Here is an 18516-nt window from a genome sequence, read left to right as displayed (position 1 = left end):
GCCTGTATGCTCGCATTCAAGCCGCAGGTACATGATCAAAACGCATACAAGACACTTTACAATGACTGCCTGATCAGACTATTTTGCACCTAGCAATACCGCTCTCACGAGAGCCATTTCAAATTTGTAGGAGAGAGCCAATTGCGTAGCTTGCTTGGAGATTATTTACTGCAGCGATTGCAGCAAGATGTCACAGGAACATTACAGATGCGACTGTTCCGCTGCTTGCGTAACGCGATTATTGATAGCGTATTGGCTCCCAAAACCCGCTTGCCTGCATCACGTGATCTGGCTAAAGAGATTCAGGTATCGCGTAATACGGTGTTAAATGCCTATGAACAATTACAGGCACAGGGTTATGTTGATGCCCGTACCGGTCAAGGTACCTGGGTAGTAGAGAAATTACCCGAATCCTTTTTGGTGAAGGCAGAACAGAATTCTCCTGCCGTTGCAGAAAAAAAAGCACAGCAAAATTACAATCTGTCGCAACGCGGTTCCTACTTGCTCGGCTATTCCGCGGCCTCGCCTTATCAATGGGGAGCCTTTGTACCGGGCGCACCCGATGTAACCGAATTTCCGCATCATATTTTCAGCAAAATCCAAACGCGTTTGAGCCGTGAACCTCAAGTTAATAACCTGATTTACAGCAATGCCGGTGGCTCCCTGGAACTGCGTCAGGAGCTGGCGGAATATCTGAAAATTGCCCGTTCAGTGCAGTGCGATGCTGATCAGATCATTATTACCGAAGGCACCCATCAGGCAATTGACTTAGTCTCACGTACTTTAAGCGATATAGGCGATGAAGTATGGATCGAAGATCCGGCTTATTGGGGTGCGCGTAATATTTTACGAATTAATGGTGTGAATCTGCGTTCCTTACCGGTCGATCAGGAAGGGATTATCCCCGATCTACATCCCAAAAAACCGCCTAAGCTGATTTTTGTGACGCCGTCGCATCAATATCCTTTGGGCTCACACTTAAGTTTAGAACGGCGCAAACAGTTAATTGCACTCGCACGCCAGCATAATAGCTGGATTGTTGAAGATGACTATGACAGCGAGTTCAGGTTCTCGGGCCAGCCTTATCCTTCTTTACAAGGTTTAGAGCCGGATTCTCCGGTGATTTATATGGGGACGTTCAGTAAGACGATTTATCCGGCCCTGCGTATTGGCTATTTAGTGGTACCAAAACAGCTCTTTTCTTCATTGCGAATTGTAGCTTCGGAACTTTATCGTGGTGGTCACTTAATCGATCAGCAAACACTGGCTGAATTTATCCGTGAAGGGCATTATGAGGCGCATATCCGACGGATGCGTTTATTGTACGGTAAACGCCACGCTTTTTTAATTGACCTGATTCGCCGACATTTAGGTGAAGATTTTCTGCATGAATACAATACCGCCGCCGGTTTGCATCTGATTTTAAAATTGCCGAGCAGCAGTGATGATGTCTTGATTGCATCCAAAGCGCTTGAACTGGGAATCAAGGTCAGAGCATTATCGCAATACTATACCAAACATTATTCGACTCGGCAGAAAGGATTATTACTAGGCTTTGCCTGTGTGAGTGAACAGGAAATTCTGGTGGCTTTCGGGATATTGTTAAAGTGCTTGCGCGAGCATGGGATCCGCACTTTAACTTAGTAAAAACTTAAGGATCAATACAATTATATTTTTAAAATCAAAAAGCTTTTAATTTATTTTTAAAGGGAACGTAAACCTGCTTTTAGCCTGATATTTTAGGTAGGCTTTATTTTTCTGTAAATATGGCCTGCTTATATTTTTTATCTCTTAAGCCAATTGGCTCCTTTGAATTGCTCAAAAATGGCTCTCGTCACTTTACAACAAAAAAGAGAAATTAACTGCATACATGAACAGCATGTAACCGTACTTTAATCAAAGTGTGATCCTGTCTATAGGGCTACAAGGATTCATTTTATTAAGATTAACTTAATATTGGTCAAGCACTGATGAATTCGGTTACAGTTTCAAAGGATAAGATAGCGTAAGCCAAATAAGGAATTTTATTGCCGCTACGCTATTGATATTAAGGGAAATTATATGGCAGAACATCAACATTTCTCCAATTCCGAATCATCAAACGGCTTAAAAAACGGACTTAAATCACGCCATCTCACCATGATTTCAATTGCCGGTGTCATTGGTGGAGCACTCTTTGTCGGCTCCGGTAATGTCATCTATTCTGCAGGACCGGCTGCACTCATTGCCTATACTCTAGGTGGAATATTAGTTTTACTCATCATGCGTATGCTGGGAGAAATGGCGGTACTGAATCCCGACAGTGGTTCATTTTCAACCTATGCAGATCGTGGAATCGGGCGCTGGGCCGGATTTCCCATCGGCTGGTTATACTGGTCTTTCTGGACGTTGCTCATGGGCTGGGAAGCTTTTGTCGCCGGGAAAATCCTAAATAGCTGGTTTCCATTTATCCCGATCTGGGGCTATATGCTTCTGGTCACTGTAGCACTGGTCTGGATTAACCTCCGTGACGTAAAAAACTTTGGTGAATTCGAGTTCTGGTTTGCCCTGATCAAAGTCATTGCCATTGTACTGTTCCTGGTGTTTGGTAGCTTGGCGGTGATGCACCTTTGGCCTTGGGGCGATGCCTCTATGCTCGGCGGTACAACTCATCTAACCGCTCAAGGCTTTATGCCCAATGGTTTTTCATCGGTGATCACAGCCTTATTGGGTGTAATGTTTGCTTATATGGGAGCAGAAATTGTCACCGTAGCAGCAGCTGAAACCAAAGATCCAGCCAAGGAAATTCGTAAGGCCGCTAATTCAATTGTATGGCGTATCATTTTATTCTATGTCGGTTCAATGTTGATTACGGTTTGCCTGATTCCACACAATAATCCTTTATTGAAAGATCCGACCTGGGGTACGTATAGCGTAGCGCTTACTGCACTCGGTATTCCCGAAGCACGCCATATTGTTAATTTTGTCGTGCTCACCTCGGTATGTAGCTGCTTTAACTCCGCACTTTATACCTGTTCACGCATGGTCTATTCCCTCTCGAAACGTGGAGATGCACCAAAGAGTTTCGGTTTAACCAATCGCAATAACAGCCCATGGGTAGGTGTCATCTTTTCAAGCCTGTTTTCTTTCGTGGCGATTTATCTGACTGCCACCGAAAGTATGAATATTTATGATGTCTTGATGTTAGCGACTGGTACCGTATCTTTATATGTCTATCTTGCTATTGCCATTTCTCAGCTTAAGTTACGTAAAAAACTGGAAGCTGAAGGACAAAATATTCCATTCAAGATGTGGTTATTCCCATGGCTCACTTATCTGGTCATTATCTTTATTGTCGGCGCTTTAATTACCATGATTATTGAAGGAACCTATTTTAAAGAAGTGGTTTATACCAGTGTGCTTGCATTATTTATTGTGGGCTTAGGCATCTGTGCACAAAAGTTTAACTGGGGTAAAGCCTCAGCCAAAAAGGAAAAGGCAGCACAGGCCAGAATTAATTTAAGTGATAATCTTTAATTTATTTCTATAGAAATTTTTTAAACACATCAGAATGAATACATGGAGAGTTAAAAAACTCTCCATTTATTTTATATACAAGCCCAGTAAAAAAGGCCTATGTATGTCTAGATTTTAAATCTCCGTTGATACCTCACCTTTCCTAATCAAATTTCACCTTTCAAGACCACCTCAGCTATCAAAGTGTAGCCAGAAGCTGTTTCATCAGCTTTTTCTGTTCTGGTTGCTCAACCTAATCCGTTTCAACGAATAATTGATAAATCTCGAATACATTCTGTTATGAAATGTTGAGTCCAGCCTCATTTTGCCTAAAAGCTTCTAATATATTTTTTCTTATATGGCCACAATCATTGGAATTGGAAAAGATATGAATCATTATCCTGAAACCCCAGCTTCAACTGAAACACAAGACCATCAACCGGGTGTGCAAACCAAAATGGACCCTGCACCGGAAATTATTAAACCGCATTATAAAGGCAGTGAAAAATTAAAAGGCAAAGTTGCCTTGATTACTGGTGGTGATAGCGGAATTGGCCGTTCTGTATCGGTCTTATTTGCTCGCGAAGGTGCCGATATTGCCATTTGCTATTTGGATGAAGATCAGGATGCACGGGACACCAAAAAAATGGTGGAAGATGAAGGCCGCCGTTGTCTGCTGATTCAATGTGATTTACAAGATCAAGATGAAATCAAGAAAATGGTGGAGCAGACCCTTCAGGAATTTAAAACGATTAATATTCTGGTCAATAATGCCGGGGTTCAATACCCGAAAGAAAGTATTACCGATATCTCGCCCGAGCAATTACTTAAAACATTTAATGTTAATATTCTGTCGATGTTCCACCTGACTCAGGCGGTGATTCCGCATATGCAAGCAGGTGACAGCATTATCAATACCACCAGTATTACCAGTTATCACGGACATGATCAGCTGATTGACTATGCCAGCACGAAAGGTGCCATCACTACATTTACCCGAAGCCTTTCCACCAATTTATTGAAAAATAAAACCGGCATTCGTGTCAATGGTGTCGCGCCAGGGCCAATCTGGACACCATTAATTCCGAGCAGTTTTGATGAAGAACAGCTTAAAGATTTTGGTAAAAGTACCCCAATGGGCCGCATGGGCCAGCCAAGTGAAGTAGCACCGGCGTATTTATTTCTGGCCAGTGAAGAAGCCAGCTATATTTCAGGTCAGGTGATTCATGTGAATGGCGGCAGTATTATTAACGGCTAATCTGGCACAGAAGATAGCAGTTCTAGCTGACCGTTATCTTCATCTATTTAATCTTTGGATTTTCATATTTAAAAAAAATTGTTTTTATAAAATGTTTCCAACAAATACTTACCCTCGCAAAAGTAAGCTCTTGTTATAGTAATTTCAGCCAAACCTGATGAGGATATTAAGATGCCTAGAGGTGAAAAATCAGCCTATACCGATAAACAGAAACGGCAGGCCCAACATATTGAAGAAAGCGAAAAAGAACGTGGTCGTTCTGAGGAAGAAGCCGAACGTATTGCCTGGTCGACGGTCAATAAACAAGACGGTGGCGGCAAGAAAAAGAAAACGTCCCCCTAAATAGAATTCATGTCGATGAAAGTATGGGACAGATACAAAGACCCTCTATAATTAAATTATAGAGGGTCTTTTACCATCAGCTTTAAGTAATATTTTCGATACGCTGCTGAGTCCATGCTGGCCAGAGCTTTTCCAGTGTTTGTTCAAATTCTGCATTCTCGGTTCGCCACTGCGGATTTTTGTCTTTATCAATAATCAGCGCACGAACCCCTTCAATAAAGTCGCCCTGCTCTAACCAGACATCCTGCAAGTCCCGTTCCAGTTGCATACATTTTTCTAGCGACAAATTCTGTCCGGCTTGCTGTAACTTCAGGCTGGTTTGCTTGGCCATAACCGGACGTTGCTGCAAAATTGCCAGCATTTTACTAGCCCATTCCTGATCGGTTGAATTACTTGTATGAGCAAGACTCTGTTCAATCTCCTTGAGGTTTGGATAGCCAAAATGCTGATTAATCAGATCTGCACGTTTTTGCAGCTCGCTTTCTACCGGATGCGTAATATAGCCACTAATGATTTTCTGGATTTCAATCGAATTTAACACAGGCGCAGTAATCAACGCTGCTTCCAATTCAGCAAAACGCTCACTCGGCACATGATAATCCACCAGATCGAGATACAAGGCATCACTGCTACTGATCTGCTCCCCGGTCAAAGCCATATAGACACCGACTTCATCCAGTCGGGACAGGAAATGGGTGGCTCCAACATCTGGGAAAAAACCAATTGCGGTTTCGGGCATGGCAAAACGTGATTTTTCACTCGTAACTTTGATATGACAGGCTTGAGCGAGGCCAAAGCCTCCGCCCAGTACATAGCCATCCATCATCACGATCACGGCCTTTGGAAAATTACGCAAGGTGCTCAGCATCTTATATTCAGTGGCAAAAAAATCCTGATATTGGGTATTGCCGGCCTGATAGCTGTCATACAGATAGCGGATGTCGCCTCCAGCACAGAACGCCTTGGGACTGTTGGAATTGATCAGGATGGCTTGCACTTCTGGATCATGGCACCACTGATCGAGTTGCGCCTGAATGCCTTGGATCATTGGCAGGGTTAAGGCATTTAAATGGCTGGTGCGGTCCAGGCTGATAATGCCCAGACTTCCTGCGACCCGTATCGCTAAATTATTTTCATCACTCATTTTATTTTCCTATTTTTGTTTTATTGATGGGTAAATTTGGCTGGGCGTTTTTCTACAAAGGCCTGCATGCCTTCTTTTTGATCGGAACCGGCAAAAATCGAATGGAAAACCCGGCGTTCAAAGCGCAGTCCTTCAGCCAGGCTCACTTCAAAGGCCCGATTAATTGATTCTTTAATCATCATCACGGCAGTAAGCGACTTTTCAGCAATTTTCTCGGCAGCTTGCAGGGTTTGTTCCAGCAATTCTTCCTTGGCAAAAACCCGAGCGACCAAACCACTTTGTTCCGCTTCCTGCGCCCCCATCTGCCGTGCAGTCAGGCACATTTCCATGGCTTTGGCCTTACCAATCGCCAAGGTTAAACGCTGGGTCCCGCCAATGCCGGGCAACACGCCTAAGGTAACTTCAGGCAAACCAAATTTTGCATTATCAGCGCAGTAAATAAAGTCGCACATCAATGCCAGCTCGCAACCACCACCCAAGGCATAGCCGCTCACTGCGGCAATTAAAGGTTTACGGCGCTGCGCAATCCGGTCGGCCAGACTAAAAAAATCGTCCAGATAAATTTGCGGAAAATTCAGATCTGCCATTTCTTTAATATCGGCACCAGCAGCAAAAGCTTTTTCCGAACCGGTAATCACGATACAACCAATTTCGGGGTCTTTTTCCAGCTGATCAAGAGCCTGATTGACCTCGACAATCAGCTGGTTATTCAGTGCATTTAACGCATGAGGACGGTTTAAGGTAATCAGTCCAACACCGTTACGTTGTTCGAGTAAAATGGTTTGCCATTGCATGATAAAAATCCTTTTTAATTCCTTATAAACTGCGTGCAATCACCAGACGCTGAATATCGCTGGTGCCTTCATAGATCTGACAAATCCGCGCATCCCGATAGATGCGTTCAATCGGAAAATCTTTCAGATAGCCATAGCCACCAAAAATTTGTAGCGCCTTGGAACACACGCGTTCGGCCATTTCCGAAGCAAATAGTTTGGCCATGGAGGCTTCAGTCAAACAGCTTTCGCCAGCTTCCTTTTTACGTGCAGCAAAATGAACCAGTTGGCGTGCTGCTTCAATTTCAGTCGCCATACTGGCCAGCCTGAACGAAATCGCCTGCTGTTCAAAAATCGGTTTGCCAAAAGCCACGCGATCATGCGCATAGGCCGTTGCTTCTTCTAAAGCGGCACGCGCCAAACCAACGGCTTGTGCGGCAATACCGATCCGCCCGCCTTCCAGATTGGCCAAGGCAATTTTTAAACCTTCGCCTTCGGCACCGAGTCTTAAACTTTCATGAATGCGGACATCTGTTAAGGCAATCTGACAGGTATCCGAAGCATGCAGGCCGAGTTTTTCTTCCACCCGAATCACTTCATAGCCAGGTGTGTCGCGCGGCACTAAAAATGCACTCATGCCTTTTTTGCCCGCGCCTGGATCAGTCACGGCAAACACAATAATCATCCCGGCATTGTGGCCAGAAGTAATAAACTGTTTCGCGCCATTGATGATGTAATGATCGCCGTCCTTGACCGCCCGGGTTTTAATCGCGGCAGCATCCGATCCGGTATGTGGTTCGGTTAAGGCAAAGGCACCAATCATTTCACCTTGGGCCAAAGGCTTTAGAAATTGCTGCTTTTGCTGTTCCGTGCCGAACTTGAAAATCGGCACACAACCCACCGAGTTATGTACGCTCATAATCGCGGATGTTGCACCATCGGCCGCAGCGACTTCTTCCAAGGCCAGAACATAAGCCAGCGTACCTGTGCCCGAGCCGCCCCATTCTTCCGGAATCAGCATGCCTAAAAAACCCAGCTCTCCCATTTGGGCCAAGGCATCTTTGGGAAAGATGCCTTTTTGATCCCACTCGCTGGCAAAGGGTTTAATCTGTTCCTGGGCGAAGCTTTTGGCCATATCCTGAATCAGGTGTTGTTCTTCCGTTAATTGCATCGATGCTTCCTTCAATCTCTTTATTTAATCTTCTTATTCAATCTGTTGGCTTTATGAGCTTATGCAGTTTTGGATTGCTGCTTGTTGATTTCCTGATTGCGCAGTAAAAAGCGTTGAATTTTACCGCTTGGGGTTTTCGGCAATTCGGTCACAAATTCAATCAGACGCGGATAGGCATGCGCAGATAAACGCTTTTTCACAAATTGACCCAGCTCTTCCTGCAGCTCGGCAGTTGCAGGAGAATGACCAGCCAGAATCACAAAGGCTTTAATGATTTCGGTCCGCTCGGGATCCGGTACGCCAATCACCGCCGCTTCAATCACTGCATCGTGTTCCAGCAAGGCACTTTCCACATCAAACGGCCCCACCCGATAGCCCGAGGTAGTAATGACATCATCACTACGTCCCACAAAACTCATACTGCCATCGGCATGAATTTCCGCGGTATCTCCGGTTAAGTAGTAATGGCCGACAAAAGGCGATTTGCGGCTTTCTTCATAGCCCGAAAACCACATCATTGGGGATTGGCTGATATCCACCGCCAGAATGCCCGGAACGTCCGCAGGGAGCTCATGACCCTGTTCATCGACAACGGCAATCCGGTAACCCGGGCTGGCAAAACCTGCTGAACCTGAACGCACCGGATGCTCCAGCGCATGATGGTTACACACCACCATACCGACTTCGGTCTGGCCATAATGGTCATAAATCGGCACATCTAGCACCTCTTTAAACCAGCGGATCACTTCCGGATTTAACGGTTCTCCCGCACTGCTGACAACACGTAACTTACCGCGTAGTTTTGCCATTTGAGCAGGATCGGCCGCCATCATCATGCGATAAGCAGTCGGTGCACCGGCCAGATTGGTAATGCCATATTCCTTAACAATTTCGCAGACACTTTCTGCATTAAAACCGCCTTCATAAAATAAGGTCGAGTGTCCAAGCATTAAAGGACCAGTAATCGCGTAATACAAACCGTAGGCCCAGCCGGGATCAGCAATATTCCAGAAAGCATCTTCAGGAGTTAGACCAATGGCATTTTGCATATAGCTTGCAAAAGCAATCAGCGCTTTTAAAGGGACTTTAAGAGGTTTCGCTGGTCCAGTAGTACCGGAGGTAAACATCAATAAAAATGGTTCATCGACATTCAGGATTTCCAGCTCACAAGCTTCAGCCTGACGGTTTAATACCGTCCAGAAGCTGAGGTCGTGCGGATAGCGCTCTGCCTCAGTTTCGGCATGTACCGTCACAATCGGTGGACAGTTGCTGATCTCGGATAATTTGTCCCGATTCGCCAGATCAGTCACCACCAGCTTGCTTTGCGCCAGCTGAATACGATGCTCGATGGCTTTGGGACCAAAGGCCGTAAATAAGGGTTGATAGACAGCACCAATCCGCCAGGTTGCCAAAATAGTAATGATCAACTCGGGAGTACGTGGTAATAATCCGGAAACGCGGTCGCCTTTACCAATGCCTTGAGACTTTAAAAAGTTGGCAAACTGGCTGGAATATTTTTTGAGTTCGGCAAAACTATATTGTTCTTTTCTGCCATCTTTACCATGCCAGTATAAGGCAATGGCATCGGAATCGGCATGACGGTCACAGCATTCATAACAGGCATTTACTGCCTGCATTGAACCGGAGAGATACTGACTTGCAACCGCATCTAAATCAAAGTTTTGAACTGTTGTTTGATAATTTAACATGTTAAACCTCAGCCTGAATTTATCGTTATTACTGACAAGGTGTAATTATTGAAGCGAATCCTTGCTCCATCTGAATCTTTTAAGTTTTAAGCAGGTGGCGTGGTGTATTGATGCATGATGCTGGAGAAGTCCAGATGGGCATCGCCTTCCTGACACAGTTGTTGATAGAGTTTTTGTACCATGCTGCCCAGAACCACCGGCTGATCCACCTGTTGCGCTGCATCGACGGCCAAACCTAAATCTTTGAGCATCAATTGTGCGGCAAAGCCATCGGTATAACCTCGCGATGACGGCGCATTGGCACAAATATCGGGCCATGGATTATAAATTTCAGAACTCCAGCAACGCCCGGTAGAACTGTTGATCACGCCTGCCAGTGCCTGCGGATCAATGCCAAGTTTAGCCCCGAGTGCCATGCCTTCTGCAACGGCGGTCATGGAAATACCCAGAATCAGGTTATTACAGATTTTTGCCACCTGTCCTGTTCCCACTGCACCACAATGCACCAGATTTTTACCCATACAGCCGAGAACCGGTTTGACTGCCTCAAAGGTGGCAGCATCTGCACCGACCATGAAGGTTAAAGTGCCATCTTTGGCTCCTAAAGTACCGCCGGATACCGGTGCATCACAGACGCGAATCTGTTTGGCTTGCGCTGCTGCGGCAACCTCCTGAATGGTTTGTGGATCAATGGTGCTGCTGTCGATACATAAGCTGCCTGCTTGAAGCACCTCCAGAATACCGTGTTCACCTAAATAGACTTCACGCACATGCTTGGCGGCGGGCAACATGCTGACCACGATCTCCGCCTGCTTCGCGGCAGCTTGTGGACTGTCGCAGACGATACCGCCCACTTCTGCAAAATGCTGTAAAGCCACTGCACTTAAGTCATAACCAAAAACTTGATGACCCGACTTGAGCAGGTTTTGCGCCATAGAACCGCCCATGTTGCCTAAACCGATAAATGCAATCTTCATGCTGATGCTCCTTAACGCAGACTGATTGTGGTATTGACACCAGTGGTTTCCTGGTCATCTTCAAACCATCGGCTGGTAATGGTTTTGGTCTGGGTATAGAACTGCACCGCCTGTTTGCCATAAGGACCTAGATCACCCAGTTTTGAACCGCGTGAACCGGTAAAACTGAAGAAAGGCACAGGTACAGGAATTGGAATGTTAATGCCCACCTGACCGATATCAATCTGGTTCTGGAAGGTACGTGCCGTATTGCCATTTTGGGTAAACAGTCCAACGCCATTACCAAATGGATTGGCATTAATCAGCTCAATGGCTTGCTCTAAAGTATCGACATGCATGATCGCCAGTACCGGGCCAAACACTTCTTCCTTGTAAATGCGCATCTCGGTCGTGACCTGGTTAAAAATCGTTGGACCGACAAAATTACCCTGCTCATAACCCGGAACCTGTACATTACGGCCATCTAGCAACAGTTCTGCGCCCTGTTCAACACCACTGTTAATCAAATCGATTACACGAGCTTTGGCACGGGTTGAAATCACCGGTCCCACATCGGTATTCGGTTCATGTCCGGCATTCACCTTTAAGGTTTTGGTTTTATTGACCAGTTCATCGACCCAATGCTTGGTCTCACCGACCATTACCGCCACGGAAAGTGCCATACAACGTTGACCTGCTGCGCCAAAAGCTGCACCGACCAAGGCATTTAAGGTCTGTTCTTTATTCGCATCTGGCATCACCACCACATGGTTTTTGGCGCCCATCATCGACTGCACACGCTTGCCGTGTTGGCCTGCAAGGTTATAGACATGCGTGCCGACTGCAGTCGAACCGACAAAAGAAATCGCCTTGATATCGCGATGGGTACACAGTAGATCGACCACTTCTTTGCCGCCATGTACCACATTCAGTACGCCTGCCGGCACACCTGCCTGAATCGCTAACTCAACCAGCATCATGGTCGATAGTGGATCCTGTTCAGAAGGCTTTAAGACAAAGGTATTGCCGCAGACAATCGCCATCGGGAACATCCACAGTGGAATCATCGCCGGGAAGTTAAACGGTGTAATTCCTGCACAGACACCTAGTGGTTGCTGCAAGGTATAGGTATCGACACCACGTGCCACCCCTTCAATATACTCGCCCATTTGTAGGGAACCGATCGAACAGGCATGTTCCACCACTTCCAGACCACGCTGGATATCACCTTCGGCATCAGCTAGGGTTTTGCCTTGTTCTGCCGTTAAGACTTGGGCAATACTTTTTAAATTGGTACGAATCAGATCCTGCAGTTTCAGCATGATTCGCATACGGGCCTGAATTGGAGTCTGGCGCCAGCTGGCAAAGGCATTTTGCGCAGCCGCAATCGCAGCATTGACTTCTTCAGCAGTGGCAAAAGGCACCTGACCCAAGACTTCCTGAGTGGCAGGACTGATAATATCTTGCCAATGGCTGGTTTTTGATTCGACAAATTCACCATTAATGAGGAGTTTTGCGGTGGTGAATCCGGTACTTTGCTGTGGATGAGAAATGGCGTTCATGGTCGCTCCGTGCTGGTTTGTTATTGTCGTTGTATCTGCCTTTACTGGCTTTTATTTAACGTATAATTTTTACGCTGTTTCAGCAGACTAACAAAGAACACTTTGACCACCAATAGAAATTGGTGCACGATGGTTGTGCAAATATGCACAGGAATTTAACAGGATGTTAAATAAAAAATGAAAGTAGATTGGGATCATTTACGCTTTTTTTTAGTTTTGGCGCGTGCTAAAACACTCACCAACGCAGCACGCTTAATCGGGGTTGAACATAGCACCGTAGCGCGGCGGATTCAGGCCCTGGAAAGTACTTTAGGTACGCAACTGTTTAAGCGCGAAGCCACCGGTTATGAACTAACCTCGGAAGGTCTGGCACTGGTGCCGCGTGTGGAACAGATGGAACAGTCCTTTATCCAGATTGACAAGCGCCATGATCCCTTGCAAGGTCGGGTCCGGATTGGTGCACCAGAAGGCTTTGGAACTGCATTTTTAGCGCGGTTACTGGCTGAGTTTTCCCAGCATTATCCTTCCTTAACCATCGATTTAATTCCGGTTCCGAAGACCATTAAATTGTCACATCGTGAAGCCGATATTGTGATCGCGATTGACCGGCCCAAATCGGGTCCCTATATCATTACTCGTTTGTCTAATTACTGTTTAAAGCTATATGGCAGCCAGCATTATTTACAACAAAATCCGGAAATTAAAAAACTGGAAGACCTCCAGCAGCACCGTTTTGTTGACTATATTGATGATCTGGTCTATAGCACTGCACTCTATTCGCTAGAGCGTCTTCCCTTGCAGGTTAGTGCCTGTTTTCGCAGTAACAGTATTCTGGCGCAGGAGATTGCGGTTCGTGCAGGAGCCGGACTGGCCATTTTGCCGAAATTTCTGGTCAATGATAAAAGCGAACTCAAAGAGGTTTTGGGCGATCAGGTCAGTTTTACCCATACTTTTTGGATGCTAACACTGGTCGATCTGCAACATGAACCAAAAATAAAACTGGTCTGGGATTTCCTGCGCAAGCAGGCTGATCTTCAGCAAGACCTGTTAATGGGCAGATGAATATCAAATACAACTGTGCTGTATCTAGAGTCACCTCTTTAAGTTAAATCAACCGAATTAACAACGTATCGATACAGCAAATGAACGTATCACAACATTCCTGACGCTCATGACTTGTTAAATTAACAGTCGATCATTCGCGATGTTTTTTAATGAGCTACAGGAAAATAATATGAAAATCTTGATGGTACTGACTTCACATGACCAGCTGGGCGATACTGGCAAAAAAACCGGCTTCTGGCTGGAAGAACTGGCTGCACCCTATTACACCTTTGTCGATGCAGGCGCAGAGGTAGTTTTGGCTTCTCCTGCAGGTGGTCAGCCACCATTAGATCCAAAAAGTAATGAGCCGGATGCGCAAACCGAAACCACCAAACGCTTTGAAGCAGATGAGGTGGCCATGCAGGCTCTTGCTAATACACATAAGTTGAGTGAGGTCTTAAATCAGGATTTTGATGCCGTGTTCTATCCGGGTGGTCACGGTCCATTATGGGATCTAGCCAAAGACCAGAATTCTATTTCTTTAATTGAGCAGACTTTACAGGCAGATAAACCTGTTGCGCTGGTCTGTCATGCACCGGGTGTACTTCGTGAAGTCAAAGATGCCGAAGGCCGTTCTATTGTAGAAGGCAAGACAGTCACCGGTTTTACTAATACCGAAGAAAACGGCGTAGGCCTAACCGATATTGTGCCATTTTTAGTGGAAGACATGCTGAAAGAAAAAGGCGGGAAATATTCCAAAGCTGAGGATTGGCAGGTGCATGTACAGCAAGATGGTTTACTGATTACCGGGCAAAATCCGGCCTCTTCTGCTGCAACCGCAGAAGCTTTATTAAAATTATTAAAATAGAAGTTAATCTAAAATTCGTATTAATCTTTTAGATCACTTCTTTTTAAATAAGAAAACCCTGAATGATGCAAGATTATTCAGGGTTTAATTTATCTATTTATTCCCAGATTTAGTTCGCTTCAGCCGCTGTGGAGGCAATATGCTGAGCCAGTAACTCTCTGAGTTTAAATTTCTGGATTTTCCCTGATGGGGTCATCGGAATTTCATCCCAGATCTCCAAACGTTCCGGAAGATATTGCATGGCCAGATTATGAGTTTTCAGGAAATCTACCAGCTCATTAAAACTTAACGGCTTTGTCTGATCTTCAGCTTGATGATTGCACAGGCACGCTCGCCCATTCGCTCATCTGCATAAGCCACTAAAGCTACTGTGGCGATATTCGGATGCTTATAAAGTAGTGATTCAATTTCCGCGACCGGAATATTTTCTCCACCACGAATAATCACATCCTTCTTACGTCCGCAAATCCGAATATAGCCATGCTCGTCCTGATAGGCAATATCGCCAGTATCAAACCCGCCTTCGGCATCCGTATCATTCAAATGTGGACGTTTTAAATAACCGCCAAAATTTGAACAGGTGCGGATCATCAAACGCCCGGATTCATTCACGGCTTTGGTCTGACCTTTTTTATTCACGATCTTGATTTCAACACCAGGTAAAGCGATGCCATCCGTATTGAAAGAGTGTTCATCCTCATCTTCAGGTCGGGTCAGCGTCACTGCACCACATTCGGTCATACCCAGGCTGAAATCACTTTTACTCCTAAAATATCCCGGGCTTTTTGCACCAATGGACCTGGAATGGGCGCACCTGCACACAGGAAAATTTTCAGTGAATCAACCTTGTCATGCTGTTCTGCCACGGTATTGGATAGGTCATTCAGGAATGGGGTCGAGGCCATGGTGAAATTCACCTGATGCTGATGAATCAGATCTACTGCTTTGGCTACATCCCAGCTTGGAAACATGGGACAACTTGCAAGCTGATTTCTTTGATTTTTATGGTCAGGCCTTAAATAAACTGGCCTTTGATGATGTGGTTACCCTGATTCATCTGCTCAATAAAGTAAATGATGGTTTGAAAAGTATTCATCTGCATAAAGAAGCAGATCAGGAATAAACAAATAGAAATTCAGCTTTAATTGAAGAGTATAAAAAAGAGCCTGTATTCAGGCTCTTTTTTTGAAGTTGAAATTATGCTTTTTGTGGATCGTATTGACGGTCTTTGATGAAAATCCCGGACACTGCCCCACATAAGAAATAAGCACCGCCCATAATCAGGAAGCCTAGACCAATTGAACCACCGCTGGCTGCCGCGCCAATAATCGCAGGTGCAAACATGGCGCCAATACGACCTGCATTATAAGCACCCCCTACTGCAGTACCACGAATCGAGGTGGCGAAGCTTTCTGTCATATAAGTGGCATTAATCGCATATGGAATACCATACAGGAATCCAAAGAAAATCAGCAGATAGGCAATGTTATCTGGCGTATTGAATAGCACAATCACGGGCAGGAAAATCGCCGTTCCAATTGCTCCAAACGAAAAGACAGCGCGTCTACCCAGACGGTCTGCGGCAAAGCCCGCTAGAATTTTCCCGAAAATCATCGCCACATAAGTACCAATCATATAGCCGGCCATAGATTTAAAATTCATGTGCAATTCAGATTCCAGATATGCCGGCATCCAGTTATTTACGCCATAGTAGCCAAATTGCAGAAAACCGGCCGTAAAGATCCACAAGATGAACATTCTGCGATTCGCAGGATCCGCGAAAATCTCTTTGACTGTGCTTTTTTTGGCGGGTTGCTGTGCTGTGATTTCAGCTGGGGCATATAGACGCTGCAAACGTGCACGCTGCCAGGATTCTGGCTCAGGAACCAGTTTCTGGATAAAAATCGCCATAACCGAGGGAATAATGGCAATAAAAAATAGGGTTCGCCAGCCATATTCCGGAATGATCCAGCCTGCCAGTACAGTGGCCACAATATAACCGACGGTCCATCCTGCCTGTAAGGTACCTAAAACCGTGGTGCGATATTCAGTTGGAACATATTCAGCCATGAGCGTATTGGCTGCAATATATAAAGAGCCTATGCCGAAAGCAGACAGAAAGCGTAAAACAGCAAATTGTTCAAAGTTCTGTGCAAAGCCTAAGGCTGCGGTCAATATGGAAAATACCAGAATCGAAATGACTACGGTACGTACACGGCCCAGACGGTCACAGGCCCAGCCCCCTATAAAGCCACCAATCGCCATACCTGCTAAGGTAAAACTGCCTAGTGTACCAGCCTGCAGATTACTGAGACCAAACTCTGCTTTCAGGCTATTTAAACTGAAAGACAGCAGCAACATGTCCGCGCCATCTACCAGTAAAGCCAGAAAGGCGAAAATAAAAGCAATTTGCTGGGTTCGTTTGGTCGTAGGTTTAATCTTTTCTAATTCTCTAGCTAAATCCGTCATATTTAAATCTCTGTTTTCCTATCCTTAGGTTTTCATGATCTTTTTATATTTAAAGCTATTCCGCTAATGAATATGCTTTAAGGCTAATCCGTTTTTAATTCACTTGATTGACTCCTTTTTTAATCCTGTCTAGGAGATACCTTTTTCCTTTTTATCAGTTAGCTCTTGTTCCTCGTTCATGCTTATATTTGCATCAGGCTAAATAAAATAAGATGAATATTCAATTATTTTAGATGTTTTATTTTGTTATGCGAAATTTATTATCATAAAGTTGATTGTTCTTTCATTTTCCTATAGCTTTAAAAAGAGGGATAAGAACGATATGTCATTTGAATAGGATCGAACAGGGAGCGTAATAATGGGTGCCTTAACAGGATTTCGTGTACTGGATTTAAGCCGGATTTTGGCTGGGCCCTGGTGTAGCCAGATTCTGGCTGATCTGGGTGCAGAAGTGATCAAGATTGAAAAACCGGATCATGGGGATGATACCCGTATCTGGGGACCACCTTGGCTTAAAAACAATCAGCAGCAAGATACCCATGAATCGGCTTATTACCTGTCAGCCAACCGTGGCAAGCATTCGGTTGCAATCGATTTATCTACACCTGAAGGTCAAAGTATTATCAAAAAGCTTGCTGAACAAAGCGATGTAGTCATTGAAAACTATAAAGCCGGTTCGTTGAAACGATATGGGCTGGATTATGAAAGTCTGAGTCAGCTAAATCCGCGACTGGTATATTGTTCTATTACCGGTTTTGGCCAGAACGGTCCGCGTGCGCAAGAGCCGGGCTATGATTTTATCGTTCAGGGAATGGGCGGCATGATGAGTGTCACTGGCGAACGTGACGATCTGCCCGGTGGTGGCCCGCAAAAAGCAGGTCTGGCCTTTGCCGATTTGACCACCGGCTTATATGCCGCAATTGCCATTCAGGCGGCTTTGTTGTCCCGTGAGAAAACCGGTGAAGGTCAGTATATTGATATGGCGCTGTTAGATACCCAGGTTGCTTCCCTCTCTGTTCTGGCCATGAATTATCTCACCTCAGGCAAAGTCCCCGGTCGCTTCGGAAATGCACATGCCAATATTGTGCCCTATCAGGTGTTTAAAGCCCAGGAAGGTGAATTTATTATCGCCTGTGGTAACGATCTGCAATTCCAAGCTTTGTGTCAGGCCGTTGGTCTGGCTAAGGTGGCAGAAGATCCTCGCTTCTTAAAAAATTCTGGACGTGTTACACATCGTGAAGAATTGACCACAGTTCTACAGGCTCATTTCTATACTAGACCGGCAAAAACCTGGGTGGATTTAATCCATGCGGTTAAAGTGCCGGTAGGAATGATCAATGACCTGAAACAGACTTTGCAAGAAGAACAGGTATTGGCACGCGATATGGTGATTCAGATGCCGCATACTTTACGTGAAGATTACACCTCAATCGGTTCACCGATTAAACTCTCCAAGACACCGGTAGAATATAAAAAGGCACCCCCTTGTCTGGGTGAAGATACCGATGCCATTTTGAGTCAATATTTAAGTTCTGCTGAAATGGAAGAACTGAAAAGCAAAAAAGTTATCCAGCAGCGATAAGCCTGCAAGCAGTAAAAAAGGAATCTTGCGATCATTGCTGTCCCACAATTTTTCACAAGAGGAAGCTCATTTGAGCTTCCTCTTGTTTTATGGGTATTTTATCGGGTGAAAATAAAGCTTTTAAAGTTCTTCTTTCAAACAAA

Annotated in this window: 14 protein-coding genes and 2 pseudogenes; 8 read left to right on the top strand and 8 right to left on the bottom strand. The window is 45.1% G+C overall.

Features of this window, described 5'->3' with window-relative positions:
• Positions 1-141 precede the first annotated feature (141 nt).
• The 4 genes from pdxR to WFH18_RS06205 all read left to right on the top strand — a co-directional run bounded on the left by pdxR (position 142) and on the right by WFH18_RS06205 (position 5095).
• Positions 142-1644: a MocR-like pyridoxine biosynthesis transcription factor PdxR gene (gene pdxR / locus WFH18_RS06220; RefSeq protein ID WP_004646934.1), complete on the top strand. Its 1503-nt coding sequence runs from the start codon at positions 142-144 to the stop codon at positions 1642-1644.
• A 417-nt stretch (positions 1645-2061) separates the two neighbouring features.
• Positions 2062-3516: an amino acid permease gene (locus WFH18_RS06215; RefSeq protein ID WP_005266436.1), complete on the top strand. Its 1455-nt coding sequence runs from the start codon at positions 2062-2064 to the stop codon at positions 3514-3516.
• Between the two features lie 367 nt (positions 3517-3883).
• Positions 3884-4753 carry an SDR family oxidoreductase gene (locus tag WFH18_RS06210; protein WP_005246373.1) on the top strand — a complete coding sequence of 290 codons (870 nt, stop codon included), beginning with the start codon at positions 3884-3886 and terminating at the stop codon, positions 4751-4753.
• Between the two features lie 171 nt (positions 4754-4924).
• Positions 4925-5095 carry a hypothetical protein gene (locus tag WFH18_RS06205; RefSeq protein ID WP_005266430.1) on the top strand — a complete coding sequence of 57 codons (171 nt, stop codon included), beginning with the start codon at positions 4925-4927 and terminating at the stop codon, positions 5093-5095.
• Positions 5096-5177: 82 nt separating this feature from the next.
• Here the strand turns inward: WFH18_RS06205 and WFH18_RS06200 are convergent, their stop codons facing one another.
• From WFH18_RS06200 to WFH18_RS06175, 6 genes are all read right to left on the bottom strand, one after another.
• Positions 5178-6239 carry an enoyl-CoA hydratase/isomerase family protein gene (locus WFH18_RS06200; RefSeq protein ID WP_005266423.1) on the bottom strand — a complete coding sequence of 354 codons (1062 nt, stop codon included), beginning with the start codon at positions 6237-6239 and terminating at the stop codon, positions 5178-5180.
• 20 nt (positions 6240-6259) lie between these two features.
• A complete protein-coding gene (locus WFH18_RS06195) occupies positions 6260-7033 on the bottom strand; it encodes an enoyl-CoA hydratase (RefSeq protein WP_005266422.1) in 774 nt (257 codons plus the stop codon).
• Positions 7034-7055: 22 nt separating this feature from the next.
• Positions 7056-8183 carry an acyl-CoA dehydrogenase family protein gene (locus WFH18_RS06190; protein ID WP_004730935.1) on the bottom strand — a complete coding sequence of 376 codons (1128 nt, stop codon included), beginning with the start codon at positions 8181-8183 and terminating at the stop codon, positions 7056-7058.
• Positions 8184-8242: 59 nt separating this feature from the next.
• Positions 8243-9892, bottom strand: coding sequence for an AMP-binding protein (locus WFH18_RS06185; RefSeq protein ID WP_164543023.1), 1650 nt, complete (start codon positions 9890-9892; stop codon positions 8243-8245).
• A gap of 86 nt (positions 9893-9978) precedes the next feature.
• Positions 9979-10869 (bottom strand): 3-hydroxyisobutyrate dehydrogenase, encoded by an 891-nt coding sequence (gene mmsB, locus WFH18_RS06180; protein ID WP_004280285.1) that lies wholly within the window; start codon positions 10867-10869, stop codon positions 9979-9981.
• A gap of 11 nt (positions 10870-10880) precedes the next feature.
• Entirely contained in the window at positions 10881-12410 is a 1530-nt protein-coding gene (locus tag WFH18_RS06175) for a CoA-acylating methylmalonate-semialdehyde dehydrogenase (protein WP_005246360.1), read from the bottom strand.
• Positions 12411-12587: 177 nt separating this feature from the next.
• Between WFH18_RS06175 and WFH18_RS06170 the strand changes: the two genes are divergently transcribed.
• Positions 12588-13472, top strand: a complete 885-nt coding sequence (locus tag WFH18_RS06170; protein ID WP_005251776.1) for a LysR family transcriptional regulator — start codon at positions 12588-12590, stop codon at positions 13470-13472.
• Positions 13473-13644: 172 nt separating this feature from the next.
• On the top strand, positions 13645-14322 hold the full coding sequence (locus WFH18_RS06165; RefSeq protein ID WP_005100372.1) for a type 1 glutamine amidotransferase domain-containing protein: 678 nt from the start codon (positions 13645-13647) through the stop codon (positions 14320-14322).
• 109 nt (positions 14323-14431) lie between these two features.
• Here WFH18_RS06165 and WFH18_RS06160 read toward each other — a convergent pair.
• A pseudogene (locus tag WFH18_RS06160) lies at positions 14432-15281 on the bottom strand (AMP-binding protein); the annotation flags it as partial.
• 2 nt (positions 15282-15283) lie between these two features.
• Here WFH18_RS06160 and WFH18_RS06155 point away from each other — a divergent pair.
• Positions 15284-15445 (top strand): annotated as a pseudogene (locus WFH18_RS06155) (MarR family transcriptional regulator); the annotation flags it as partial.
• Positions 15446-15519: 74 nt separating this feature from the next.
• Here the strand turns inward: WFH18_RS06155 and WFH18_RS06150 are convergent.
• Positions 15520-16791, bottom strand: coding sequence for an MFS transporter (locus WFH18_RS06150; protein WP_004646947.1), 1272 nt, complete (start codon positions 16789-16791; stop codon positions 15520-15522).
• A 358-nt stretch (positions 16792-17149) separates the two neighbouring features.
• On the opposite strand from WFH18_RS06150, the gene WFH18_RS06145 reads away from it, so the two are divergent.
• The gene (locus WFH18_RS06145) at positions 17150-18373 is read left to right on the top strand and encodes a CaiB/BaiF CoA transferase family protein (RefSeq protein WP_121979787.1); all 1224 of its coding nucleotides are present in this window, start codon (positions 17150-17152) and stop codon (positions 18371-18373) included.
• The last annotated feature ends 143 nt before the right edge of the window (positions 18374-18516 follow it).

Origin of the sequence: Acinetobacter sp. USHLN143, from assembly GCF_037145695.1 — a bacterium.
Classification (GTDB): domain Bacteria; phylum Pseudomonadota; class Gammaproteobacteria; order Pseudomonadales; family Moraxellaceae; genus Acinetobacter; species Acinetobacter fasciculus.
This window is presented reverse-complemented; position numbering and strand designations above follow the sequence as displayed.